Source organism: Parabacteroides sp. PF5-6 (genome assembly GCF_029504695.1).
Taxonomy (GTDB): domain Bacteria; phylum Bacteroidota; class Bacteroidia; order Bacteroidales; family Tannerellaceae; genus QVMG01.
In genome coordinates, this window is sequence record NZ_JAQFIN010000005.1 from 1 (window position 1) to 24,774 (window position 24,774).

Here is a 24,774-nt window from a genome sequence, read left to right on the forward strand (position 1 = left end):
GGGTCAGCCCCAGCCAAGAATGTCCATCTGCTACCCCGGAAAAACCTTCACTTCTCACGATATTTGACCCGCCAAAACCCCCTTTTCCAAAACATTGCACTTTGCGCGGAAAAACATTACACTTTGCGCGAAAAAACATTGCGCTTTGATCGAATAAAGTGCAATGTTTTTTTGGGAAGGGATAAACGGAGAGAAATTGAAAAACCGGCAGTCCCCGCGAACGGGGCTGCCGGAGGATAATAATGCCGGGTTAGTCTGGTGAATATCTTTATCAGTGATAAGTCTTTAGTAATTAATAATTAATAATTAACAATTATCAATTAATCATTAACCATCACCTTCCACGTCTGTGTCCCGGCGCGGACCACGTAAACGCCAGCGGGCAAAGCAACTGTTTTTGAACCGCGAAGTCCACGAAGCTGCACCACGTTTTGGCCGGTGACGCTGTAGATAGCGATGTCGACTGCATTGGCCATTTCATTGTCAATTGTCAATTGTCCATTGTCCATTGCCACGCGGATCTTGCCGGTGGCAAGAGAGGCGTGGCCCGTGGTATACCCTTCGAGCGTGATGACGATCGGGCCTTCCACCTTAGCGATGGTATATGTATACGATTCGGCACGCAGGGCGTTGGCTGTCAGTTCCTCTCCATTGACAAATACCTTCATTGCCGACAGATCGAGTGTCGGGCTACTGATCGTAAAGGTGAACGGCTGGCCATAGATCGCTTTCCCGCTGGTGGTGATAGTCAGTCCTTCGATCTCCGGCAGGGTCACCGGATATTCGCGCAGGGCGATCACCACATCCAGGTCTTTCTCGATCGGGTTGAGGATATAACTGCCACCACGTCCGTCGACAGATGCATTGAATGCCGTCTCCACGCCATCGATCAGGAAGAGGATATCGGCTGCTGTCAGTGAGGCCTCTTCGGGGAAGAAGGAGAGGAAGAGGTGGTCGCCTTCGGCAATGGTATGGCTACCGGTCGCGTAGTCACAGGTGATACCATCGGTAACGATCAGGCTGATGGTGTGGTAGGCCGTATCGACAGCTGTCACCTGAATGGCAAAGGGGGCAGAAATGAAATAGCTATCTTCCCCTTTATACACTTTGATAGAGACATTATGTGTGCCGACTGCCATTGAACCGGTGAGCTTTAGTGTCAGCACATCATCGATCAGCTCGGCTTCCATGGCTCCGATCACTTCACCCGCCTCATCCAATACTTCGGTTCTATAACCTTCAACGTTTTCGTCAAAGCCATAGAGCTCGATATTCTCGAATGTGACTGATGCTCCCGTTGAAAGTGTACCACTTTGCTCGCCATCGACTTTGACATAGGTGTCGATAGCGTTGCCGGTATAGGTTCCTCCCGACGCGTTTAGCGTGCTAAAGAGAATTCCGTTATTGGTCAGTGTCGCATTCGTGTTGTTTTGAATGCCCGGGCTGGTTTCATCCTTGGTGCCGATCACTCCTCCTGGCTGGTTGGTCAATGTGGCCGGTTTATCGGAAATTCCTGTGTTGCTGATGGTTCCGCTTCCGGTTATCTCACCGAGAGCGGTATTGATTAATGCGCCGTTATTGGTCAACTCACCATTATATAAGTATATATCTCCCACGTTGGTCAGTGTCGCCCCATAGGCATTGATAATCGCCGGAGGGGTGGGAGCTGTGCGAAGTGACAGAAGCTGTGGTTGCGTTCCGTTATGAATAACGCCTGTCGTATCGTTGGTGAAGCTAGAGTTGTTGGTGATGACGCCCAGGTTGCTGATGAGACCTTTATTGACTATGGAATCATTGTTTTCAAATGTACCCTCGATCACCAAGGTACCTCTGTTCGTTATTGAATTCGCTCCGGGATAAGAACTGCTCGTGTTTACATTCAACTTGGCAGTGCTATCCGCAGCTATATGCAGTATCCCCTCTTCTTCAATCTCTAAAGCACTTCCGTATTGACCGATAGAGCCACTGACGCTAACCTTTCCTTTGATGATTTTCGAACTGGTTCTCAGGGCGATATTAGTTGAAGAAACTGTCAAATGAGCATTCTTATGGTTGAGTTCAAAAGGACTTTCTATTCCCACATAATTGCTTGATATAGAAATTGGAGCATTGGTATGGATATAGGATCTGCCACTCATAGCATAGTATCCATTCATATTTATCTTCCCATTTGTGCCTATATCTCCTACGATATAAAAACCACCTCTATTACTTGTCATTGCAGTCGCAGAACCGGAAACCTCAGCAGTAAGTGTGCCGGTCATGCCGGTCACATCAAGCGTATCACCCACCATCAGTCCGCCTACAGTGCTCGCCGCTGACCGGTTTGTTGCCCGGAAGGTCGTATTTCCGGAAGTCGAGACTTCCAGGCTACTGAGATGCATATAAAGGCCAGCTTTATTCACTTTTGCCGCTGTTTCAAAAACCGGTGCGGAGTTTCCCCGGATGATTATTTTTTCTTCTTTGTTATAATAATTATTTTCGTAGTAAAAGCCATGCCCTATCGCACTCTTAAATACTGGAGCAGTCGCTTCAATGATCACCTGGAAACCACTATGGATATGCACTCCATGGCCATAGTACCCATTTATCGCTTGTTCGGCAATGCTTTCAAAGCAGATATCACTTCCACTGATGGTGAGTATTCCGGATACACCAGAATGTATTATTAGGGCATTCCATCCTTTTAACGTCACATCTCCTCGGCTGTGGATTGTATAATCACCCGATTTCACCAGATCAATAGCCGATTGGGAATGGCCATTTGCCTGGATTGTAATGTCCTTTAAGTTCAACTTGATTGTTCCTGTTAAAATGATTGTAAGGCCAGTCGCTGTCATCCAGCTATGGTCATTCCCGTTGATGGTTAATTCTGTTACCGTTTCTGGAATAGTTAGAGATTTAGTAACGTCAGCAGTGAGGTTGATCACATCTCCGGTTTGTAATGTTACATTTTGGAGAGTACTTAAATCTCCACTGACATCATACGTTGTGGCTGTGGTCCGGCCCACGACCAGCGCCAGTAGCGCCATCGATAATAGTAAAATACGTTTCATCATACTTCTTTTTTTTTAGATTGTTAATTATATATTGTAAATACTCGCTTTGTTTGTTTGGTGCAAATCTACGGGTGCGCTGCCGCAACGACCTCTCAAATCTGGAAAAAAACCTCTCAAATCTGGAAAAATGGGCCTAAAAGAGTTAATAAAGATTAACGACGGTGGCAAAACTATCAATAATGGGGTGATAGTTTTGCCACCGTTTATAAGCCATGGACATGGAAGAAACGCGATAAGTCTTAGCGCGCATCTTCACTTCTCAAACCACTTGAAAGTGCCACGCAGCGTGTATGGATCTCCTTTAGCTTTTGGCAAAGCGGCGGTATTCCGACGGTCCCATGCCATAGGCGCGGGTGAAGAGGCGGTGGAAGGTGGGGTAGGAGCTGAAACCGGCATCGGTGGCGATGGCATCGATCGGTAGATCGGGCTGGCTGATCAACAGGTCGAGCGAGTCCGTGAGCCGCAATTGGTTGATGTAGTTGTTGAAGGTATCGCCGGCTCCTTCGTGAATGGCTTCGGCAAGGTAGCGCTCGTTGGTGGCCAACCGTTCGGCGATCATCCGGCGGTTGACGTCCGGGTCGGTGAAGAGGCGTTCGTTTTTCATCATCAGGCTAAGCTCGCGGAAGAGGCGCATCTCGGCCGACAGTTCTTCCTGGGGACGGTTGATGAGTGTCTCTTCGTGGGCGATACGGTATTGATTACGCGCCCGGATCTGTTCGTAGAGCGCCCGGTTTTTGGCCTGTAAGCGGCGGGAATAGATGATCCAGATCGTCAGGGCGATGGCCAACAGGCCGCAGCCGGCGAGGGCGAAGATAAAGTAGTTGCGGTTGCGCTCTTTCTCGAGGATATGGCGGTCGACTTCGTATGTGGTGCGCAGTTCATCGAGCTGGGCATTCACCTCCACGCTTTTGATCGAGTCGTTCAAGGCGATCAGTTCGAAGAAGGCATCAAACATGATATCCGCATCTCCCAGGTCCTTGGCGATATTGACGCGTTTATAGAGTGTGTTGGTCATTCCTCCTGCGTCTTCGTATGTTTTGCGTTGTTGATAGATCGTGTCACTGAGGGCTAAGGCTTCGCGGAAATGTCCTTCCGCCCGGAGCAGTTGCATGCGTGCATCAAGCAATGACGTACGCGAATGGGTGGAGATCTTCAACATGGGTGAAGTTTCCATCTTCTCATAATAACGGCGGGCATTGGGCAGGTCTTTGAATATAAGGTACACCGCTACATATTCATTGTATAACTTAAATGCCGGGCTGATATAACGTTGTTCGATTCCTTGGGCAGCCTTTTCCTGATCCGCCTTTTCGATCTCTTTCTCAAAGGCGTGTAACAGAACCAATAGGTCGTCGTAGCGTTTCATGTTACGCAAGACCAGGCTGTAGCTGCTGTAGACATCCATGCGGGCGACCGGATTGGGCAGGTCTTTCATCACCTCGAGGGCTTCTTTGTAATTCTTCTCCGCATCCTCAAAACGGTGCAGGTTGTTGTTGATCCTTCCCATCCAGTAAAGCGCCAAGCCTTCGCCGCGCGCGTTGTTTTGCTCTTTCGAGACGGCGTACACTTTATTGATCTCAACAAAGGCTTCCTCATAGCGTTTTTGTGCAGATAATTTGCCGATAAAGAGGTTGAATATATGGGCGTAAGCGTTCCAGTCGCCGTGCTGCAGGGTGAATTCCATAAAAGCGGGCGCTACCTGGATCAGGCTGTCGTTGAAATTGTGGTTGTTGTAGAATGTGGCCCATTGCGCGCGGATGAAGCATTGGTCTTCAATGTTCTCCCGCTTCTCGGCATCCTGCAGGTAGGTCTCCAGTTCGACGCGATACAACCAGATATTCTCGTCTTGTTGCAACAAGGCCAAGAGCATGTCGTACGTTTTTTGTCGGTCATTGCCTGTTTGGGTGGATAGAAGTGCCCGGAGGGAATCGGTTTTTTGCGTCGTTGTCGGGTGCTCTGCCCACACGAAAGCGTGTGCCGATAACGTAAGAATCAGTAATATGATCCAAGCTTTGAGCCTGATGAAGTTGTAAAGTGTATGCATATCAGATGCAAAAATAAAAGAAACTTCGATAGCGACCTAAAAGGTGCTACCGAAGTTTTTCATAATTGTATATAAAAAGGGGGGGTATTTGCTTTAACCGTTAATTTTTAACCGTTAATCATCAGTTTCCAGGTCTGTCCACCGGCACGTACGATATAGATACCCGTCGGTAACGCGAAGGTTTTTGAACCCCGAAGTCCACGGAGCGACACCACGTTTTTGCCGGTGATTGAATAAATCATTACATCCACCGCAGGGCCCGAATTGATAATTGATAATTGATAATTGATAATTGCAATCTGGATATTTCCGGAGGAATGATCCAGATTGCCCGTCGTGTCAGGGTCGGGATCGGGATCAACAGCGCCTTCGCGCAGGCGGATCTCGACGTAGCAGTCTTTCTCGATCGAGTTGAGGATGTAATTGCCGCCGCGGCCGTCGACGGATGCGTTGAAGGCAGTCTCTACTCCGTCGATCAACAAAACGATATCGGTTGCGGTCAGTTCAGGGTTCTCTGCGTAGAAGGTCAGGAAAAGGTGGTCGTCTTCGGAAATGGTCAGTGTGCCGGTCGAATAACTGCAATCGATGCCTTCGCCTACAATCAGGCTGATGGTATGGAAGACCGTTGACTGCAAGTCCGCAGTCGTGAATGTCCAGGTGATATCTTCGGGGTACGCGCTGAAAGCCTCACTGAAAAGCGTTACGGTATATTCCGTGTTATGCTTTAAGCCTTCGTGTTCGATCGTTACGATATATTCAATCGGTTTATTGCTGTAAGTCAGGGTGTCGTATTTGCAGGTGAGCGTACCTTCGTACGGACTTAGATCAGCAGTAATCGTTGCGCCCGCTATCTTTACCGGATTGGTAGGGAAAACGATCGTAATGGGCGTATTCACAGCCACTCCTTTGGCATCAATGTCGGGAGTCAATATCGCTTTTTTAATAAACACACCGTGCAACGCCCAGTCTTCCGTTACCTCAGTCGCATTCTCCCATTTCTCGAACCTGATTTGATCGGTACTCCATCCTCTAAACAAACATGCTTCTTGTGTGGGGGTAGGAAGGAGGTCGTCGATGGTTGTGCCTGACGCTACATCGATAAATCGATTTCCTTCTAACTCCGCTTCGACAGGTAAATTTAACGTGATCCGGTAAGAGGAGGCTGTGTACTTAAACGCGTTTTGCAGAAATGTCCGTCCTCCGTATGTTTCAATCAGGACATCGACAATATCCCCTGCCTCTCCTGCGGGTATTTGTATGTCAAGCTTTGTTTGATTACTCCCATCGAGGACTATGGCCTCTTTGCCGCCTATCCATACTTTGGCCGTATCCGAAAGATTCACTCCGTGTAACGTGACTACATCTCCTAAAACGACTTCTTCTTTGACAGGTGCTCTATCAGCCATCACAGGTGCCGGTCCGTTATTGTATTGTAGCGTTCCGCCCACCATCACGTAGTTTCCACTTCCCTTGATCGGGTTCGTGGCGGCATTATTGGATAAAAAGAGATTGCCACCTTTGATTTCCAGTGTATGTCCATTGTCTATCCAGAGGGCGCCGCCGGCGCCGGTAGAGTTGGCCGTAATCGTGCCTTCGTCTTCGAGATCTATGATGGATGTGCATTTATCCCTTGTCAGTAGTATGCCGAATGCGTTTTCTCCTGTCACATTGGCGTTTATCTTTGTCTTCCCGGTCGCCGCCAAACCCTCCGCGGCATAGAGCGCGGCGGCCTTTGCGGTAAATAAACCATTCTCCACTTTGCTTGAGTTCGATGTCTGGAGATCCAGCCTGCCGTCTTCTATGGTTAAGATCCTTTGGCTATACAAAGCGTGTTTTTTTTCATCGTCGCCGGTATATATAAGGGTCAACTTTCTATTGTTCTTTCCCTGTATCGTGAGCGCCCCATCGCATCGGAGAGGTGTTGTCCCCGTACTTTCAATGGTGATATTCGCCGTGTAAACCAAGGTTATACTGTCTTTATTCGCACAGTTGATATAAATGGCTTTAGCCACATAGCCGGTATCCAGCGCGAGAGTCGAAGTCTTCGCCGTCCATTTCCAACCGGGTTCTCCGGTTTTCTCTTGGTCCACCGATAGATCATAGTCATTTTCCCCGATGTATAACGTCCCTGTCGAGGTGTTATCTCCCACTGCGTAGAGGTTTATTCCGCTTGCCAAGGCAAGGATTACCATTGTTAGTTGTACAATCTGTTTCATGATACACGTATTTTAATTGTTAATAGTTAATTATGTAATACCCCGAAGTCCGTATTCAGGTCTTTCATCTCGGGGTTTATATGTTGTATATAGCTGTAAAGAGAGTTTGTCGAGAGGTTCTCCAATAGGAGCTTATGGGCCAGGGCCTCGGCCACCTGGGTAAACTGGCGGTAGTAGAGCAGATCGGCCTGGGGTGCATGCTGCAACATCTCTTTGGCCATCAGGGAGAAGGTGATGCGCATCGTACCGGGCGTTTGCCTCTGCCGTAGGATGTAGATCCAGCAGTTGGTGTTGATAAATAGATTTCCTCTGTCGATCATATACATGGCTCTAACGTTTGCACAAATGTAGACCGAGTGGGTGTGGCGTACTTTGCAAATCACGGGAAGTATATGTCAAATCGCGGAAATCTCCGTACGGAGGCACCGCAAGGAGGGTATTCGTCTCAGGAATGAGAGGAATGCAGCTTGACTATGAGCGAGCGCAGCGAATGCTAACGGCTAACGGGCAAAATGTGTGTTTATCTTGCGGTATTCCGTTGGGCTCATGCCGTAGGCTTTGGTGAAGGCGCGGAAGAAGGTGGAGTAAGAGGCGTGGCCGGAATCGAGGGCTACGGCTTCGAGGGTGAGCTCGGGATGGTCGTGCAGTAATTCAAGGGCGTAGCGCAGGCGCAGCTGGGCGATATAGCCGCTGATGGTCATGCCTGAGCCGGCATGTACGGCTTCGATCAGGTAGCGTTCGTTGGTGCCCAGTTGTTCGATCAGTCGGTGACGGTCGAGCTCGGCGGAGAGGTATAAGTCGCCGGTCAGCAACAGGTTTTTGAAGGCGACAAACAGCTGCATCTCTTTCGACAGCTTTTCCGGGGCGGCCTCCACCGTTGTCGTTGTCGTCTCTTTCTCTAAGCGGCGTTGCTTTTCGATCTGTTGGTAGAGCGCGCGGTTCTTCCGCCGCAGGCGTTGGGAGTAGACGATCCAGACGGCCAGGGCGATCACAAGCAGTGTGCAGGCAAGCAGCGCCATCAGGAAGTAGATCCGGTTACGCTCTTTCTGGGCGGTGATCTTATCCACTTCGTAGATCGTATGCAGGTCGTTGAGCTGGGCGGTGAATTGGGCGTTCTGGATCGAGTCGCGCAGTTGAATGGCTTCGCGGTAGCCGGCAGCGGCCAGGGCGTACTGGTTGGTTTGTTCTTGTATGACGGCTTGTTTCTCCAATAGCGCAGCTACGTTGGCGGGCGAGTCGTACTGGCGGAATGCCTCGAGCAGGGTGGTGAGCAGCGGTTGTGCCGCGGCATAGTCTTTGCGGTGATAGGCCAATTCGAACAACGCCTCGTCGATGTAGAGCTCCCAGGGGCCGAAGTCTTGCTGTTGCTGCATCTCTTCGACCAACAGGCGGCAGGAGTCGGCTTGGGCAAACTGCTGCAAGCCGGCATAGGCACGGATCAATAATAGGCTACGGTCGAGCCGGCTGTATAAGGTGTTCTTTAATTCACCCACAACCCGCCTTTCGAAGTCTTCCTGCTCGGCGATAGCGTGTAGCCATTCGTCGCAGAGCGCCAAGGTCTCGGTGTATTTCTCCCGGTCCATCATGCTGCGTCCGTAGAGTACATAGATATTCTGCAACTGGGCGATGCGCCGTTCTTCTTTTTCTACCTTTTGGGCAAGGTCGAGCGATTGGCGGAAGTATTCTTCGGCTTTCTCGAACTGGCGCGACAATTCATAGCTCTGTGCCAGACAGAAGGTGAGGGTCGACATGCCGATCCGGTCGTTGTCGGCACTTGCCTGAAGGTAGAGCTCCTGGGCGCGGCGGATGGCTGTTTCGCTCTGTCCCTGTTCGAGGTAGAGCTCATTCGCCATGCGCACGGTGTTGTAGTAGCTGGTCATCTGGAAGTTGTCCTGCCCGTGTCCATGGGCATACAAGAATCCTTGCACCTCGGGCAAGCGGGCGAAGAAGGCATCGTAGGCATAGGCATTTTTATAGACCGTCAAGATAAAGGTACGGGCACTGGCCTGGTGAGATACTACCTGCTGGCGGTCGGCCTCCTTCTGGTAGCTCTCCAGTGCCTCGATCTGTTCCTCCAGCTTCGCCTCCGAGTTCGACAGCATATAACACAGGCGATGATGCGCTTTCAGTTTATCGATCCCTTCGACCTGCTCCACCTGCCGGCGCAGGCTGTCGAGCAGGGCCTGCCCGCTTTGCGCCTGGGCAGCCAAGGGGCATATAATAAACAGTAATAGCGGTAATAACAACCGCCATGGATGGACGGGAAGATTCCCTTTCGGGCGTAATGATTGGATCTGCCGGTGATTCATATCGTATCTTGTTAAGTGCTACAATGCCTCTTACCCGTTCACCTTCTTGTGGTCGGCCAGGAAAGTAGCCAGTCCGCTGTCGGTCAACGGATGTTTCAACAGGCCTTTGATCGCTCCGAGGGGGCAGGTCGCTACATCGGCGCCTACCTCGAGGCATTGAATGATATGTTGGGTGTGGCGGATCGAGGCGGCAAGCACCTGGGTGTTGTAGTCGTACGTGGAGTAGACCTCAACGATCTGCGCCACCAGCCCGATGCCATCGGTGGAGATATCGTCCAGGCGGCCGACAAAGGGGGAGACGTAGGTCGCTCCGGCTTTGGCTGCCAGCAGGGCTTGTCCGACGGAGAAGATCAGGGTGCAGTTCGTACGGATGCCTTTCTGGGTGAAGTAACGGATGGCTTTGATGCCGGATTCGATGCAAGGCACCTTGACGACGATCTGTGGATGCAGGGCGGCCAGCTCTTCGCCTTCGCGGATCATACCTTCGTAATCGGTGGCAATCACTTCGGCGCTCACATCCCCCTCGACGATCTCGCAGATCTTCAGGTAATGCTCCCGTTGGTTCGCTACTCCTTTGATGCCTTCTTTAGCCATCAGCGACGGGTTGGTGGTTACGCCGTCTAATACGCCCAGATCGTTTGCTTCCCGGATCTGATCCAGGTTGGCGGTGTCGATAAAGAACTTCATTGATTTGTCATTTTAGTTATAGTAATTGTTTAAGCTAATCAAGCGCTAATATACGAACTAACTATTAGAATCAGCATTCAATCCTTTTCTTTTTACGACTTTCTGTAAATTCTCTGAACCTTTTCGGAACTTGAAAAGCCTTGTGTTATGCGTTTGTGATAAAAGAGGCGATCCAGTCGCCTACCTCGCTGGTCGAGTATGCCTTGCCGCCCGAAGCGATATCTTCGGTCACTACGCCCGCGTCCATCGAAGCGGCAACGGCCTGACGGATCACTTGTCCTTCTTCGGGCAGGTTGAACGCATATTCGAACATCAGTGCCGCACTCAGGATCGTAGCCAATGGATTGGCGATGTTCTTGCCGGCCGCCTGCGGGTAGGAGCCGTGGATGGGTTCGAACACGGAGGTATGGATGCCGACGGAGGCCGAGGGCAACATTCCCAGCGAACCGGTGATCACCGAAGCCTCGTCGGTCAGGATATCGCCAAACATATTCTCGGTCACCATCACATCGAAGCTCTTCGGCCATTGGATCAGGCGCATAGCAGCGTTGTCGACAAACATATATTCGGTCTCCACCTCGGGGTATTCTTTCTCGATCTCCTGCGCGATCTGGCGCCAGAGGCGGGAAGTGGCCAGGATATTGGCTTTGTCGACAACGGTCAGCTTCTTTCTTCTTTTCTGCGCATATTCGAAGGAGAGGCGCACGATGCGTTCGATCTCTTCGCGGGTGTAGACGCAGGTGTCGTAAGCCGTGTTGCCGTCTTCGCTACGTCCTTGCGGGCGACCGAAATACAACCCGCCGGTCAGTTCACGGATACACATGAAGTCGGCACCGTCGACCAGCTCGGCACGGAGAGGTGACTTATGGATCAATGACGGGAAGGTGGTCACCGGACGAATATTGGCATAGAGCCCCAGCTTTTTGCGCATCGCCAGCAGTCCCTGTTCGGGACGTACCTTGGCGGACGGGTCGTTATCGTACTTCGGCGAACCGATAGCACCGAAGTAAACGGCATCACTCTGCATGCACAATTCGTGCGTCTCGTCAGGGTAGGGGTTGCCCGTCGCGTCGATCGCGGCAGCTCCGACCAACGCTTCTTTATCACTCAGTTCGTGTCCGAACCGTTCACACACGGCTTTCACCGCTTTCATCCCTTGTTCGATAATCTCCGGGCCGATGCCGTCACCGGGCAGGAGGGCGATATGTAGTTTCATGTATCTTAATGTTTAATGATTAATGTTTAATGATTAATGGAAGCCCTGGAGGGCTTTTCGTGTCTATGGCTTTGCCATTAAACATTAATCATTAAACATTAATCATTTGTTTTTTTAGCGTTGAAAATGTATATATTTCGGTTCCATCGGTATGTAGTTCTCATCGTCCCAGAGGGAACTGGTAATCATCAGGTCGGCGCTATACCGGTTGCAGGCAATAGGCACATTGTGTACGCGGCACTGGCGGAGCAACATCTGAATGTCGGCTTCGTGGGGCTGCGGGTTAAGGTCGTCGATCAGGAAGATCGCCAGGTCGATCTCTTTGCGTACCACCATAGCGGCAATCTCCGCGTCACCGCCCAGCGGACCGGAATGCATCCGCGTCATTTCGATATTAATCCCTTTTTCCTGGAAAGCGTCATACACCATTCCTCCGGTCGTTCCGGTACATACCAGGTGTTGATGAGCGAGGAAATCCGCATTATGAACGGCCCATTCCACCATATCTACTTTTCGTCTGTCGTGCGCTACGAGCGCGATTTTTAGTTGTTTCATTTTGTTCTGTTATTTAATTTCTTTTGTCATGTCCTCCGGGTTGCGTCGGCAATCCCATACGGAAATCATGCTTCTTCATCCCAGATTAATCTCATAATGCCATGATTCGCCTACGAATTTCTTCATGAGGAATTCCCTCACCTCTCTCAAAGCGAGCCTCTGCCCTGTCAGCTCTTGCATTCAATTCTTCACGGGTATACCGGCAAGGTGCCTTATCTCCCATCCGGATGGTATAATCAACGATATCGAGTTCCTCCAGCTCCTCTTCCTCTTTTGCCTCATCAAGAAGGAATTGGCTAAGCCTTAATTTGAGGGCGTTTGCTTGTGTCTCACTTATAGGGGGAACTTCATCGAGCGCGTAGCTTACGCCATCTTGCCAGCCGTAAGGTGCTGTGGGCTCATTTGTTTTCGACTCGTTATGAGGGAAACGTTCTTCTTTTTTGCCTTCTTTCCGCTTTCGCTCTTCGAGTATGAAAAGGCGTACATTCTCAAAGTATTGAAGATCTACCGTTGAGAGGTTCTCATCCATCAGGGTCCGGAGGATCCGGACTTTCCGCGCGTTCATTTCTGCTTGAGTCATGACTATTTAGTTTTAGTTACCTCACAAAGGTACGTACTTAATGGTTAATTGTTAATTATAAATTGTTAATTGTAAAAAGGAGAGAAGCTGTTTCTCTTTTCCATTAATCATTGACCATTAACCATTAGTTTTCAATCTTGTTGAGCATCTTCAGGGTTGCCTTGATGGCCGACTCGGTCTGGTCGACATCGAGCCCGCGGGTTTTGAAGTCGACACCGGCGTAGTTCCAACTGATGATTGTCAATACGAAAGCATCTGTTCGTCCACCGGGAGGGATCGATACCGAATAGTTGGTCAGCATCGGGAAGGGGCGCCCCAGGTCGGTATAGATCCGGCGTACGGCACGGACGAAGGCGTCGTATTGGCCGTCTCCCGTGGAGGACTCTTCGTAGGTCGCACCGTTGATTTCCATCTTTACCGTTGCTACCGGGCGTAGACCTTGCGCCAGCGATAAGGAGTAGTTCAAGACACGGATCTTTTCATCCTCCTGTGTCGATTGATTCAATACATCGCTGATAATATAAGGCAGGTCGTCCTGGGTAACCATCTCTTTTTTATCACCCAGGGCGATGATGCGTTCGGTGACTTTGCGCATGGATTCATCGTCCATATCGATACCCAATGCTTCGAGGTTCTTGCGGATATTCGCCTTGCCGGAGGTCTTGCCCAAGGCGTATTCGCGGATACGGCCGAAGCGTTCGGGCAATAGGTCGTTGTAGTACAGGTTGTTCTTATTATCCCCATCAGCATGCACACCGGCACATTGCGTAAAGACAAACTCACCGATAATCGGTTTGTTGGGAGCGATATGGATGCCGGCATAGGTCTCCACCAGGCGGCTTACCTTATTGATCTTCTCTTCCCGGATGGTCGTTTCTTCGCCCAATTGATCTTTGATCACGGCAATCACACTGCTCAATGGCGCGTTACCGGCACGTTCGCCCAGGCCGTTCACCGTCGTGTGGATACCTTTGACTCCGGCACGGATAGCACCGTAGATATTACCCACCGCCAGGTCGTAATCGTTATGCGCATGGAAATCGAAGGTCAGTTCCGGGTAGTGGTTGACCATCTTACAACAGAACTCATACGTTTCTTCGGGGTTCAGTATACCCAATGTGTCGGGAAGCATAAACCGTTTGACGGGCAGGTCTTTCAATCCGTCGAGGAATTGAAACACATATTCGGGAGAATGTTTCATGCCGTTCGACCAGTCCTCGAGGTAAATATTCACATGGATCTGCTTCTGTGTGGCCAATTCGACCACGCGTCGGATATCAGCAATATGCTCTTCGGGGGTACGGCGCAACTGTTCGGTCACATGTTTGTAAGAACCTTTGCACAATAGGTTCACCACCCGGCATCCCGCCTGTTCGATCCAGTTCAATGAGAGGTCGCCATCGACGAACCCGAGCACCTCGAGCTTATCCAGATGCCCCGTCCGTGCCGCCCACTGCGCCACTCGCTTGACGCCTTCGAACTCCCCGTTCGACACCCGTGCCGAAGCGATTTCTATCCGGTTTACGCCCAATTCGCCCAATAGCATCTGTGCGATGCTTAGCTTCTCGTGCGCCGCGAAAGCGACCCCGGTTGTCTGTTCCCCGTCCCGCAGGGTTGTATCCATTATTTCTATCATGATAATCTTTTTATTAGTGAACGCAGACGATTTAATGTATTGATTCGTAGGCCTCGATCTTAGACTTATTCGCCAATAGATAATCGATGTCGTCGAGTCCGTTGACTAAGCAGTCTTTTTTGTAGGGGTTGATATCGAAGGACTCACTTTTGCCTGTTTCGTTGTTGGTGATGGTCTGGGCAGGCAGATCAATTGTCAATGTGGCTTGTGGGTTGTTCGCGCACGAAGCGAATATGCCGGTCAGGAACTCCGGAGAGACAACAACGGGTAATACACCGTTATTCATCGCGTTATTCTTAAAGATATCAGCAAAAAAGCTACTTACCACCACGCGGAACCCGGCACCGGCAATTGCCCAGGCGGCATGCTCGCGGCTCGAACCGCTACCGAAGTTCTTGCCCGCTACGAGTATCTCACCTTTATATACGCCCTGGTTCAATACGAAGTCGGGATTCGGATTCCCCGCCTTATCATACCGCCAGTCGCGGAAGAGGTTATCCCCAAAGCCCTCTTTGGTGGTCGCTTTCAGAAACCGTGCCGGGATAATCTGGTCCGTATCCACATTCTCTAAAGGTAACGGCACATACGTGGATGTTACTATATTGATTTTTTCTTTCATTGTTGTTGCATTTTTATGAATTATTGAACGCAGACGACGCAGATGGCGCAGACAAACGCAGATTATTCTAAATATAATTTCTGCGTAAATCTGCGAATTCTGTGTCGTCTGCGTTCCATAATATTCTGATTCTCATATTTATATTAGTTCGCGTGGATCGGTTATTACTCCCGTAATGGCAGCGGCAGCGGCCACTAAGGGGCCGGCAAGGATGGTGCGGGCACCTGGTCCCTGGCGGCCTTCGAAATTGCGGTTTGAGGTCGAGACGGCGTACATGCCGGCAGGCACCTTATCCTCGTTCATCGCCAGGCAGGCGGAACATCCGGGCTGGCGCAGTTCGAAACCGGCAGCTTCGAATACTTTATCCAGGCCCTCCGCGCGGATTTGTTTTTCTACCATCCAGCTGCCGGGAACCAACCAGGCAGTCACGTGATCGGCCTTTTTCTTTCCTTTCACCACGGAAGCGAAGGCACGGAAATCTTCGATGCGTCCGTTCGTACAACTGCCTAAGAATACATAATCAATCTTTTTACCCAATACCGGCTCACCGGCAGTGAAGCCCATATAATCCAATGATTTCTTAAAGGAGATGCGCCCGGCTTCGTCGATACTTTCCAATGTCGGGATGTTTTCTCGGATACCCATTCCCATACCCGGATTCGTACCGTAAGTCACCATCGGTTCAATATCTTCGGCTTTGAACACGATCTCTTTATCAAACGTCGCGCCGGGATCGCTATACAATTGGCGCCATTCGGCGACTTTCTTTTCCCATTCCTCGCCACGGGGCGCAAATTCACGGTCTTCCAGATAGTCGAACGTCGTTTGGTCGGGAGCGATCATGCCACCGCGTGCACCCATCTCGATCGACAGGTTACAGATCGTCAGACGCTCTTCCATCGTCGCGCGACGGATCACCTCGCCGGCATACTCCACAAAATAACCCGTTGCCCCTCCAGTACTCATCCGGCTGATGATATACAAAGCGACATCCTTAGCTGTTACGCCCGGTTGCAGTTGACCGTCGATGGTGATACGCATCGTTTTCGGCTTGCGTTGCATGATGCATTGGGTGGCCAGGGTCATCTCCACTTCGCTGGTACCGATACCAAAGGCAATCGCACCCATCGCCCCGTGAGTCGAGGTGTGTGAGTCACCGCATACCATGGTCATACCCGGTTGGGTGAGTCCCGTTTCCGGGCCTACCACATGGATAATACCGTTCTTCGGATGCAACAGCCCATAGTAGGGCAGTCCGAAATCTTTGGCGTTCTTTTCCAATGTGTCTACCTGGTTTTTGGATACCGGATCCTCGATAGGACGGTCCTGATTGAGGGTCGGAATATTATGATCGGGAATACAGGTGACCTGTGCCGGACGGAAAGGTTTCAATCCTCGCTCCCGCAATCCGGCGAAAGCCTGCGGGCTGGTCACCTCATGACAGTACAGGCGATCGATATACAGTTGGATCGTGCCATCCGCCAGGGTATCTACTACGTGTTTGTCCCAGATTTTGTCGAATAATGTCTTCATATTAATTATTAATTATTAATTATAAATTATAACTTTAAATGGCTGATTGTTATCGTATTTGGGCTTTCCAATTTACAATTAATAATTTACAATTAACCATTTAAACAAATTCATCATACGATGAATTTGTTTATCGCATCCACAAAAGCTTCCACCGAAGCCGCGATGATATCGGTATTGGCAGAGAAGCCGTAATAGATACTGCCGTTGTATTCCACTTGCATATGGACTTTTCCGGTGTCGTCGCTGCCTTTCGAGATGGCCTGGATCAGGAATTCCTGGATGGTCATATCGCTATTGCTGATTGCTTTTTTGACGGCTTTGATACCGGCATCGACCGGCCCGTTACCTGCAGCTGCTTCACACCGGCGCACGCCTGCCATATTCAGACAGACACTTGCCATCGATTGCAAACCAATGCCGCTGGTCACCTGCAGATGCTCCAGTTTGATGCGGTGCATTTCTGTGCGGTCTTTGCCGACAAGCATCAATACGTCGTCATCGTTGATATCCTTTTTGCGGTCGGCCAGTTTGAGGAATTCCTGGTACACCTTGTCCAGTTTCTCCTGATCGAGCTCAACGCCCAATACAGACAACCGGTGTTTCAAGGCAGCCCGTCCACTGCGTGCCGTCAGTACGATCGCGTTATCATCGATCCCGATCTCTTTCGGATCCATGATCTCGTAGCTTTCCCGGTTCTTCAGTACTCCATCCTGATGAATGCCTGACGAATGCGCAAAGGCATTGCGTCCGACCACCGCCTTATTGGGCTGCACCGGCATATTCATCAGGCTCGAAACCATACGGCTGATGCCGTAGATCTTCGTGGTATTGATATTCGTCACAATCTCTTTTTCTTTATGGCTCTTGAAGATCATGGCGATCTCTTCCAATGAGGTGTTGCCGGCACGTTCGCCGATGCCGTTGATGGTCACCTCCACCTGGCGGGCGCCGTTCAGTACGCCCTGTACGGTATTGGCCGTAGCCATGCCCAGATCATTATGGCAATGCGTGGAAAGGATCGCCTGATGCACGTTCGGCACATGTTCCATCAGGTATTTGATCTTCGCACCGTATTCATCCGGCAGGCAATAACCGGTCGTATCGGGGATATTCACCACCGTCGCACCCGCTTTGATCACCGCTTCGACCACCCGGGCGAGGTATTCATTCTCGGTACGTCCGGCATCTTCGCAATAGAACTCCACGTCCTCGACGTAACGCTTGGCATATTTCGTAGCGGCAACCGCCCGTTCGATAATTTCTTCCCGCGTGGAATTGAACTTATACAGAATATGTGGATCGGATGTCCCGATGCCCGTATGGATCCGGCCTTTCTTGGCATACTTCAACGCCTCGGCCGCCGCGTCGATATCTTTTTCCACCGCACGGGTCAACGCGCAGATCGTCGGCCAGGTCACCGCCTTCGAAATCTCCACCACACTGTTGAAGTCGCCCGGGCTCGATACCGGGAACCCCGCTTCAATCACATCCACACCGAGTCCCTCCAACGCGCGTGCTACCTGAATCTTCTCTACGGTATTCAACTGGCATCCCGGAACCTGCTCTCCGTCGCGCAGGGTGGTGTCGAAAATAAATAATCGGCTCATGTTAATTGTTAATTATAAATTGTTAATTACTTTTTTCTCCTTTCTCTTTAGCCTCCCTTTCGGGGAGGTTGGAGGGGCTTACAAGAAAAAAGCCTCTCTCACCAGGAAGTGAGAAAGGCTCTTTTTATTCTTTATATGTTTAAACAACACACAACATTCTCACTTCCTATCCCGTTCCCAGAGTAGAATAATAATAGAAATGTTAATAATATTGTTTATTGTGTTACGCATCTTCTTTTGCTTTAATGCTGCAAAGATATACTCTTTTCGGGAAATGCAAAATAAAAAAGAAATTATTTTCTTATTTTCTCTTACAAAACGCAAGGAAAGAGGTTTGGTCGCTGATAGTTTATAATAAATAAAAGTTGTACTTTTGGGGTGTCTATTAAGAGTAAAGCGCCTGTAGATAGTTGATGAATAAGATACAATCCTTTTTAAGTCGGCCAGCAGTGGCGAATAGGAGACCCTGGGTCATTGTTGGGGTTTCTTCTCTGTTGGTATTTTTCCTTTTGGGAGCTTTTCAGCCTTTCGGGCTGGAAAACCGGTCGGATATCAAATGGTTTGCCATCACCGGTTTTGCCTTGGTTACGGCTTTGGTTACTACATTTGTGGGTTATGTCTTTCCATTGATTTTCAAACGTTTTTATGATCCGAACAAATGGACGACGGGCAAGAGCCTGTTAAATCTATGCCTTCTGATCCTATTGATCGGGTTTGGGAATTTCTTGTTCGACTGGATCATATCTGATCGGCCTGCGGAGACTTTTTTTGCCGTATTGACGGCCTATATGTTAGTCACCTTTCTGATCGGGCTTATCCCGGCAACGGTTTCGTCTGTCTTGGTGCAGAATTACGCATTGAAGCAAAACCTGCGCGAGGCGAAAGAGATCAACAAACATCTGATGAATGGTTTATCAAACAGGCAGCCCGCCACGGAAGAAAAACATACTCTTGTATTGACCGGAAACACGAAAGATCAGATCGAACTCAACCCGGACGATCTCCTTTATATGGAAGCTTGCGGCAATTATGTGCGGATCAATTACCGTATGTCGCCGGAGCAGGGCGTTGGCCGGAAACAACTCCGCACCACTATCGCGCAGTTGGAGAAGGACCTGGCGGACTACCCGGCCTTTGTCCGTTGTCACCGTGCTTTTATTGTCAATGTCTCGGCCGTCTCCAATGTCGAAGGCAATTCACAGGGCTATCAACTGAGCCTGCGCGACACGGATGAAGAGGTGCCCGTATCGCGTTCCTATACGAAAATCATTCGCACCCGGCTGAATATTACCGTCTGAAAGCATAGTATTTCATCCCAAAAACCAGGGATGAACAGCCTTTTCCGCGTATTTTATCCCATTTCGGGACGTCTGTCCCTGTTTCTTTTTTCGCTTATTTCATGACTTTATCTTTGCCCGACAAACAAAAAAAATAAAGTTATGAAAACGAATTTATTCTTCATTGTATTTCTGTTGTTCGCCCAGGTCGTAGGTGCCCAGATGGACGAAAAGTTTTATCACCCCGACAAAGAGTGGCTGCCTCTGCCGGCATCGCTCGATTACCGGGAGATTGTATTAACGGCCGACGCGGACACCGTTCATTCCTTATTAATCAATCCCGCAACACCGGCAAAGGCTACCGTCCTTTATTTTCATGGGAACGGAGGAAATATCTCCAAATGGATCGGGCATATCAAGCCACTGATTGATGAGGGTTTCCGGGTGTGCCTGTTGGATTATCGGGGATACGGAAAATCAACCGGCAAACCTACTCACCTGAATATCGCCCACGATGCGCAGCTCTTGTTGGATACTTTGTGGACCGAAACGGATATCCGGCAGGTTCCACTGATCGTGTATGGCGTCTCTATCGGCACACAGGTGGCCACCCATCTGGCCCGGAATAACAACGAACGCATCGCCGCCCTTGCCCTGGATGGTATGATGGCTTCTTTTACCGATGTGGCTTTGTTGACTTCCCCTGCTGAACATCATGAGGTGATCAAACAGTTTGTCACTTCGCCCTATTCGGCTAAAGAGGATATCCGCCACCTGAAAAACCTCAAACTCCTGGTTATTCATTCGGAAGAAGACCCTATCCCATTATCGGACGCGCAGGCGGTATATGAAAGTGCCGAATGCCCCAAAACATTCTGGCTCTATAAAGGCGGACATGTGGAGGCTCCATTGAAATATCCGGAGGATTTTGTTCATTTTTTCCTGGGACTAATCACTTGTTGATAACCGTCAACACATTTGTTGACAATTGTCAACAGATCTGTTGATAACTATCAACAAATCTGTTGATAATTATCAACAAATAAATACTCCCTGTGAAAAGACTTGAAACCCGCAGGGAACCAGCGATTTATAGGGTGGAATGATTTATTGCTTTTCCGTCAGGTATTTCCAGAAGCGAACGGGCATGTGTTGGCGTTGAAGTTTGGGGTTGGTGCGTTCCTTGATGGCGATGGATCGGAAGTATTGTTTCCAGAGTTGTTGGAAGAGTTTTTCGTCTTTATCCATCAGTTCTTCATTCAATAGGCCGGTGAGTAGGTGTTGCTCTTTTTCTTCGAAGCGGACTTCGATCACTTCCGTCAGGTCGTAATAGTAGCCATATTCGCGTTTCAGGTCGTAGACCAGCCATTTCTGATCGGCGAAGCGGTCTTTCAGAAAAGAAATATTCAGAGGCAGTACATTATACAAAGGCTCCATGGCGGCAAAGAAGGTGCCGTCGGCAGCTTTCTGAAAACGCAGGAACTGGCCCATGCGCTCTTTTTCCCGTCCCACCTTTTTCCAGATTTTAGAGAGTTCCAATACGTCGGGGTCGCCGAAATTCATCTCGATAGCACGGGGCGCGTCGATATTCTTACGGATATAACGGAACAACAGACTGTCGATCTCCGGCAACTCAGACAACCAGCTGACCGTGATCATAGATAAAGCCACTTTGGAGAGCTTCTTTTCCAACGCCCGCCATACCCGGTTGGCCTTTTCTTCGTCCGTGGTTACGGTGTACACTTCATCGTAGAAGAGGGGCAGAGGCTCGCCTTCTTCCAATAACCGGTCCGGGAAAGTCTTGCGGGCGTAGGCATCGAACACAGACGTTAGTAATCCCTCCAAGGTTTTATCGTAGATGAAGATATTCATGGGTGTTATTCCTGATCGGCAAACGGAAGGATGAGTTGGCGATCGTCCTGTTTGCGGTTGTTTTTCTGCACCAGTAAGCGGCGTACATTCTCTGGGCGCAGGTCCTGCACGCTTTGCATGGTCAGTTCGTTACAGGTGATGAAGTATTGCGCTTTCTTCATCACAATACCTATCTTTTTCAATTGCTCCGTGCCCAATCGGCCATGCCGGCGGGAGACGACGATCAACTGAGCCGACTTGACTCCGATGCCCGGCACGCGTAGGATCATTTCATAATCCGCTTTATTGATATCCACCGGGAAATGTTCCGGATGACGCAATGCCCAGGCCAGTTTCGGATCGACCTCCAGATCGAGATGCGGATAGGCATCGTCGACAATCTCTTCCACTTTGAACTGATAGAAGCGCAACAGCCAATCGGCCTGATACAATCGGTTCTCGCGCACCAAAGGTGGTTGTTTCAATGCCGGCAGACGATTGTCGTAGGCATTGACCGGCACGAAGCCCGAGTAATAGACCCGTTTCATCGTCGGCCGTTTATATAGAGCCGAGGAAACCCAAAGGATATCTTTATCGGTCTCGGGCGTGGCACCAACGATCATCTGTGTGCTCTGTCCCGCCGGGGCAAACCGGGGCGCGTGACGGAACCGTTTCCGGTCTTCGGCACTCTGAAGCACTCCCTGCTGGATATAGCGCATGGGTGCAAACACACTCTGGAAATCTTTCTCCGGCGCTAAGATCTTGAGACTTTCTTCTTTCGGGATCTCGATATTCACACTCAGGCGGTCGGCATACAAGCCGGCCTCCTGCACCAGTTCCTCGCTGGCACCGGGAATACTTTTCATATGAATATAACCGTTGAAACGATGGACCTGCCGCAGGTCTTTCACGATACGCACCAGGCGTTCCATCGTATAGTCCGGATTGCGAACGATACCGGAGCTGAGAAACAAACCTTCGATATAATTGCGGCGATAGAACTCGATGGTCAGGTCGACCAATTCGGAGACGGATAGTGTCGCCCGGGGAATATCATTGCTTCGGCGATTGATGCAATACGCGCAGTCATAAATGCATGAGTTTGTCAGCATTATTTTTAATAACGAAATGCACCGCCCGTCTTCCGCGAAGCTATGGCAGATGCCCCAGCCGGCAGCACTGCCGATCGTGCCTTTCTTGTTCGATCGGGAAGTCCCGCTCGAAGAGCACGACACATCATACCGGGCGGATTCGGCAAGGATCTTTAGCTTTTCCAATACATTTTCGTTCATACGTACGGCGCATTATCTCTGAACAAAAATAAGGAAAAAGCAAGGAGTAAGATGAAGGATTGGGGGAAAGTTATCAACAAAGCTCCTTAATCACCCTACAAGGATTACCTGCCGCCAGGCAATTGGCCGGAATGGATTGAGTCACTACACTGCCGGCGCCGATCGTCGTATTGTCGCCGATCGTAACGCCCTGCAGGATAATTGAGCCGCCACCGATCCATACGTTATTTCCCAATGTGACCGGTGCGGAATGGATTTTCCAGGCACCCATCGGAGCATTGATCTCTTTGTTCAACCGTTCGCGCGGATCGACCGGGTGGCTCACGGCGTAGATCTGCACATTGGGTCCGATCCCGCAATTATCTCCGATGGTTATTTTGTTGCAATCCAGGAATACGCAGTTCATATTGATCTCACAATTGTCGCCGATATGGATATTCTCCCCGTAATCGACAAAGAAAGGGGCGGAGATCCAGAGATTCTTGCCTTTCGATCCCAATAACATCTCCAATAGGTTGTTGAGTTTCCGTTCGTCCTGTGTGTCTGCATGATTAAACTCTTTCATAATTTTTTTCGCCAGGTGCCAACGGTTAAGTAGTTCCTTATCCGTCGGGTTATAGGATTCCCCGGCGAGCATCTTTTGCTTTTCTGTCTTCATGGTATTTATGTGTTTTTTAGATTTGGCATTCAAAACCGGCTGCAAGATAGGGAAAAGATTTTGCTGCAACAAAACGGAAGACTGCCTTGTTGTATGAATAAAGTAAAACAGATTGTTTAACCGTATAAAAAAAGAAAGTTATGGGATTAGGTATTTTATGGTCGATTATTATCGGCATCTTGGCTGGTGCGATTGCCGGCTGGTTGATGAAAGGTAGTGGATTTGGTTGGTTGATGAACCTGGTTGTCGGGTTGGTCGGTAGTGTATTGGGTGGTTGGATCTATGGATTACTGGGATTTTCTACCAGCAGTATCCTGGGCGCTCTGGTGATGTCGGTGATTGGTGCGGTGGTGTTGCTTTGGGTGGTTTCGTTGATTAATAAGAAAAGGGGATAAGGGGCTTAAGGGGCTTAAAGGATTTAAGGGGTTTAAGGGGTTTAAGGAATAAGCTTTAAACCCCTTAATCCCCTTAAACCCCTTAATTCCTTAATTCCTTAATTATTCTCCGGCCGCAGTTTTCTCACCACAGCGCCGGCACGCCACATCTCGCTTTCGCGTAATGCTTTGAGTTCTTTCTCCAGACCTTCGCGGTAGTCGGGTTTGCTGTTGGTGTCGATCGAGCGTTGGGCTTCGTTGCCGCAAGCTACTTCGGCGTACAGCTTCGCAAATACCGGTTTGCTGGCATCGTGGAACGGACCCATCCAGTCCAAAGCGCCACGCTGAGCGGTCGTCGAACAGTTGGCATACATCCAGTCCATTCCGTTTTCCGCGAACAGCGGCATCAGTGACTGCGTCAATTCTTCTACCGTTTCGTTGAAGGCTTCCGAAGGGCTATGTCCGTTTTCACGCAATACCTCGTACTGTGCCAACAGGATTCCCTGGATCGCACCCATCAATGTACCGCGTTCGCCGGTCAAATCCGAATAAACTTCTTTCTGGAATGTCGTTTCGAACAGGTAACCGGAACCGACTCCGATACCCAATGCAACCACGCGTTCCCAAGCCCGGCCGGTCGCATCCTGAAAGATCGCGTAGCTCGAGTTCAAGCCGCGTCCTTCAAGGAACATCCGACGCAAGGAAGTGCCCGAGCCTTTGGGTGCTACCAGGATCACATCCACATCTGCCGGCGGAATGATATTGGTGCGTTCTTTATACGTAATACCGAAACCATGGGAGAAATAAAGCGCTTTCCCTGCCGTCAGATACGGTTTGATGCGTGGCCATACTTCGATCTGTGCCGCGTCGGACAAAAGATACTGGATGATCGTTGCCCGCTGACAAGCCTCTTCGATCTCGAAAAGTGTTTCGCCCGGTACCCAACCGTCGGCTACTGCTTTGTCCCAGGTCTTGCCGCCTTTGCGCTGTCCCACGATCACATTGAAGCCATTGTCGCGCAGATTCAAGCTCTGTCCGGGGCCTTGCACACCGTAACCGATCACTGCGATTACCTCATCTTTTAATACTTCTTTTGCCTTCTCCAAAGGAAATTCTTCGCGGGTGACTACATTCTCTTCCACCCCGCCAAAATTCATGATTGCCATTCTTTTTTTGTTTTATTTGTTAGTAATACCTAAGTTCTTATTTGAATTATGAATTATGAATTATGAATTATGAGAAGAAAAGAAACAACCTT

The 24,774-nt window shown here is 49.8% G+C and carries 21 protein-coding genes; 4 read left to right on the forward strand and 17 right to left on the reverse strand.

All coding sequences use genetic code 11. The annotated features are described in order from the left end of the window. Positions 1-240, forward strand: a 240-nt coding sequence (locus M2133_RS07580; RefSeq protein ID WP_277465443.1) for a hypothetical protein, incomplete at its 5' end; no start/stop codon positions are given. An 80-nt stretch (positions 241-320) separates the two neighbouring features. On the opposite strand, the gene M2133_RS07585 is transcribed toward M2133_RS07580, so the two are convergent. The 13 genes from M2133_RS07585 to M2133_RS07645 all read right to left on the reverse strand — a co-directional run bounded on the left by M2133_RS07585 (position 321) and on the right by M2133_RS07645 (position 18,064). Beyond that, positions 321-3,059, reverse strand: a complete 2,739-nt coding sequence (locus M2133_RS07585) for a hypothetical protein (RefSeq protein ID WP_277465445.1) — start codon at positions 3,057-3,059, stop codon at positions 321-323. A gap of 301 nt (positions 3,060-3,360) precedes the next feature. Further along, positions 3,361-4,929, reverse strand: coding sequence for a helix-turn-helix domain-containing protein (locus tag M2133_RS07590; RefSeq protein ID WP_277465447.1), 1,569 nt, complete (start codon positions 4,927-4,929; stop codon positions 3,361-3,363). Between the two features lie 281 nt (positions 4,930-5,210). Continuing rightward, positions 5,211-7,319, reverse strand: coding sequence for an Ig-like domain-containing protein (locus M2133_RS07595; protein WP_277465449.1), 2,109 nt, complete (start codon positions 7,317-7,319; stop codon positions 5,211-5,213). A gap of 26 nt (positions 7,320-7,345) precedes the next feature. Then, positions 7,346-7,639: a hypothetical protein gene (locus M2133_RS07600; protein ID WP_277465450.1), complete on the reverse strand. Its 294-nt coding sequence runs from the start codon at positions 7,637-7,639 to the stop codon at positions 7,346-7,348. A 180-nt stretch (positions 7,640-7,819) separates the two neighbouring features. Then, positions 7,820-9,628, reverse strand: coding sequence for a helix-turn-helix domain-containing protein (locus M2133_RS07605; RefSeq protein WP_277465451.1), 1,809 nt, complete (start codon positions 9,626-9,628; stop codon positions 7,820-7,822). Between the two features lie 30 nt (positions 9,629-9,658). Further along, a complete protein-coding gene (gene fsa, locus M2133_RS07610; RefSeq protein WP_277465454.1) occupies positions 9,659-10,315 on the reverse strand; it encodes a fructose-6-phosphate aldolase in 657 nt (218 codons plus the stop codon). Between the two features lie 145 nt (positions 10,316-10,460). Continuing rightward, a complete protein-coding gene (leuB, locus tag M2133_RS07615; protein WP_277465456.1) occupies positions 10,461-11,531 on the reverse strand; it encodes a 3-isopropylmalate dehydrogenase in 1,071 nt (356 codons plus the stop codon). A 114-nt stretch (positions 11,532-11,645) separates the two neighbouring features. Continuing rightward, positions 11,646-12,086 carry a methylglyoxal synthase gene (locus tag M2133_RS07620; protein ID WP_277465458.1) on the reverse strand — a complete coding sequence of 147 codons (441 nt, stop codon included), beginning with the start codon at positions 12,084-12,086 and terminating at the stop codon, positions 11,646-11,648. A gap of 91 nt (positions 12,087-12,177) precedes the next feature. After that, entirely contained in the window at positions 12,178-12,666 is a 489-nt protein-coding gene (locus M2133_RS07625; RefSeq protein WP_277465460.1) for a hypothetical protein, read from the reverse strand. A gap of 124 nt (positions 12,667-12,790) precedes the next feature. After that, positions 12,791-14,302, reverse strand: a complete 1,512-nt coding sequence (locus M2133_RS07630) for an alpha-isopropylmalate synthase regulatory domain-containing protein (protein ID WP_277465462.1) — start codon at positions 14,300-14,302, stop codon at positions 12,791-12,793. Positions 14,303-14,333: 31 nt separating this feature from the next. Beyond that, positions 14,334-14,921 (reverse strand): 3-isopropylmalate dehydratase small subunit, encoded by a 588-nt coding sequence (gene leuD, locus M2133_RS07635; protein ID WP_277465463.1) that lies wholly within the window; start codon positions 14,919-14,921, stop codon positions 14,334-14,336. 138 nt (positions 14,922-15,059) lie between these two features. Then, a complete protein-coding gene (gene leuC / locus M2133_RS07640) occupies positions 15,060-16,454 on the reverse strand; it encodes a 3-isopropylmalate dehydratase large subunit (RefSeq protein ID WP_277465465.1) in 1,395 nt (464 codons plus the stop codon). Between the two features lie 113 nt (positions 16,455-16,567). Further along, on the reverse strand, positions 16,568-18,064 hold the full coding sequence (locus tag M2133_RS07645; protein WP_277465467.1) for a 2-isopropylmalate synthase: 1,497 nt from the start codon (positions 18,062-18,064) through the stop codon (positions 16,568-16,570). Between the two features lie 413 nt (positions 18,065-18,477). Between M2133_RS07645 and M2133_RS07650 the strand changes: the two genes are divergently transcribed. Continuing rightward, on the forward strand, positions 18,478-19,362 hold the full coding sequence (locus M2133_RS07650) for a LytTR family DNA-binding domain-containing protein (protein WP_277465469.1): 885 nt from the start codon (positions 18,478-18,480) through the stop codon (positions 19,360-19,362). 141 nt (positions 19,363-19,503) lie between these two features. Further along, entirely contained in the window at positions 19,504-20,304 is an 801-nt protein-coding gene (locus M2133_RS07655) for an alpha/beta fold hydrolase (protein WP_277465470.1), read from the forward strand. A 144-nt stretch (positions 20,305-20,448) separates the two neighbouring features. Here M2133_RS07655 and M2133_RS07660 read toward each other — a convergent pair whose 3' ends face one another. The 3 genes from M2133_RS07660 to M2133_RS07670 form a co-directional block, all read right to left on the reverse strand. Further along, positions 20,449-21,213 (reverse strand): TIGR03915 family putative DNA repair protein, encoded by a 765-nt coding sequence (locus M2133_RS07660; protein ID WP_277465471.1) that lies wholly within the window; start codon positions 21,211-21,213, stop codon positions 20,449-20,451. Between the two features lie 5 nt (positions 21,214-21,218). Next, entirely contained in the window at positions 21,219-22,484 is a 1,266-nt protein-coding gene (locus M2133_RS07665) for a putative DNA modification/repair radical SAM protein (protein ID WP_277465473.1), read from the reverse strand. A 73-nt stretch (positions 22,485-22,557) separates the two neighbouring features. Then, entirely contained in the window at positions 22,558-23,142 is a 585-nt protein-coding gene (locus M2133_RS07670; protein ID WP_277465475.1) for a sugar O-acetyltransferase, read from the reverse strand. 140 nt (positions 23,143-23,282) lie between these two features. Here M2133_RS07670 and M2133_RS07675 point away from each other — a divergent pair, with 140 nt between their 5' ends. Continuing rightward, on the forward strand, positions 23,283-23,537 hold the full coding sequence (locus M2133_RS07675) for a GlsB/YeaQ/YmgE family stress response membrane protein (protein WP_277465476.1): 255 nt from the start codon (positions 23,283-23,285) through the stop codon (positions 23,535-23,537). 98 nt (positions 23,538-23,635) lie between these two features. Here M2133_RS07675 and ilvC read toward each other — a convergent pair whose 3' ends face one another. After that, positions 23,636-24,682: a ketol-acid reductoisomerase gene (gene ilvC, locus M2133_RS07680; RefSeq protein WP_277465477.1), complete on the reverse strand. Its 1,047-nt coding sequence runs from the start codon at positions 24,680-24,682 to the stop codon at positions 23,636-23,638. Positions 24,683-24,774: the final 92 nt, after the last annotated feature.

What these genes read in the sequence shown, in the direction of transcription:
- M2133_RS07585 (WP_277465445.1), bottom strand. Translation starts at nt 3,059, where the DNA reads ATGATGAAACGTATTTTACTATTATCGATGGCGCTACTGGCGCTGGTC.
- M2133_RS07590 (WP_277465447.1), bottom strand. Translation starts at nt 4,929, where the DNA reads ATGCTCTTGGCCTTGTTGCAACAAGACGAGAATATCTGGTTGTATCGC.
- M2133_RS07595 (WP_277465449.1), bottom strand. Translation starts at nt 7,319, where the DNA reads ATGAAACAGATTGTACAACTAACAATGGTAATCCTTGCCTTGGCAAGC.
- M2133_RS07600 (WP_277465450.1), bottom strand. Translation starts at nt 7,639, where the DNA reads ATGATCGACAGAGGAAATCTATTTATCAACACCAACTGCTGGATCTAC.
- M2133_RS07605 (WP_277465451.1), bottom strand. Translation starts at nt 9,628, where the DNA reads ATGAATCACCGGCAGATCCAATCATTACGCCCGAAAGGGAATCTTCCC.
- fsa (WP_277465454.1), bottom strand. Translation starts at nt 10,315, where the DNA reads ATGAAGTTCTTTATCGACACCGCCAACCTGGATCAGATCCGGGAAGCA.
- leuB (WP_277465456.1), bottom strand. Translation starts at nt 11,531, where the DNA reads ATGAAACTACATATCGCCCTCCTGCCCGGTGACGGCATCGGCCCGGAG.
- M2133_RS07620 (WP_277465458.1), bottom strand. Translation starts at nt 12,086, where the DNA reads ATGAAACAACTAAAAATCGCGCTCGTAGCGCACGACAGACGAAAAGTA.
- M2133_RS07625 (WP_277465460.1), bottom strand. Translation starts at nt 12,666, where the DNA reads ATGACTCAAGCAGAAATGAACGCGCGGAAAGTCCGGATCCTCCGGACC.
- M2133_RS07630 (WP_277465462.1), bottom strand. Translation starts at nt 14,302, where the DNA reads ATGATAGAAATAATGGATACAACCCTGCGGGACGGGGAACAGACAACC.
- leuD (WP_277465463.1), bottom strand. Translation starts at nt 14,921, where the DNA reads ATGAAAGAAAAAATCAATATAGTAACATCCACGTATGTGCCGTTACCT.
- leuC (WP_277465465.1), bottom strand. Translation starts at nt 16,454, where the DNA reads ATGAAGACATTATTCGACAAAATCTGGGACAAACACGTAGTAGATACC.
- M2133_RS07645 (WP_277465467.1), bottom strand. Translation starts at nt 18,064, where the DNA reads ATGAGCCGATTATTTATTTTCGACACCACCCTGCGCGACGGAGAGCAG.
- M2133_RS07650 (WP_277465469.1), top strand. Translation starts at nt 18,478, where the DNA reads ATGAATAAGATACAATCCTTTTTAAGTCGGCCAGCAGTGGCGAATAGG.
- M2133_RS07655 (WP_277465470.1), top strand. Translation starts at nt 19,504, where the DNA reads ATGAAAACGAATTTATTCTTCATTGTATTTCTGTTGTTCGCCCAGGTC.
- M2133_RS07660 (WP_277465471.1), bottom strand. Translation starts at nt 21,213, where the DNA reads ATGAATATCTTCATCTACGATAAAACCTTGGAGGGATTACTAACGTCT.
- M2133_RS07665 (WP_277465473.1), bottom strand. Translation starts at nt 22,484, where the DNA reads ATGAACGAAAATGTATTGGAAAAGCTAAAGATCCTTGCCGAATCCGCC.
- M2133_RS07670 (WP_277465475.1), bottom strand. Translation starts at nt 23,142, where the DNA reads ATGAAGACAGAAAAGCAAAAGATGCTCGCCGGGGAATCCTATAACCCG.
- M2133_RS07675 (WP_277465476.1), top strand. Translation starts at nt 23,283, where the DNA reads ATGGGATTAGGTATTTTATGGTCGATTATTATCGGCATCTTGGCTGGT.
- ilvC (WP_277465477.1), bottom strand. Translation starts at nt 24,682, where the DNA reads ATGGCAATCATGAATTTTGGCGGGGTGGAAGAGAATGTAGTCACCCGC.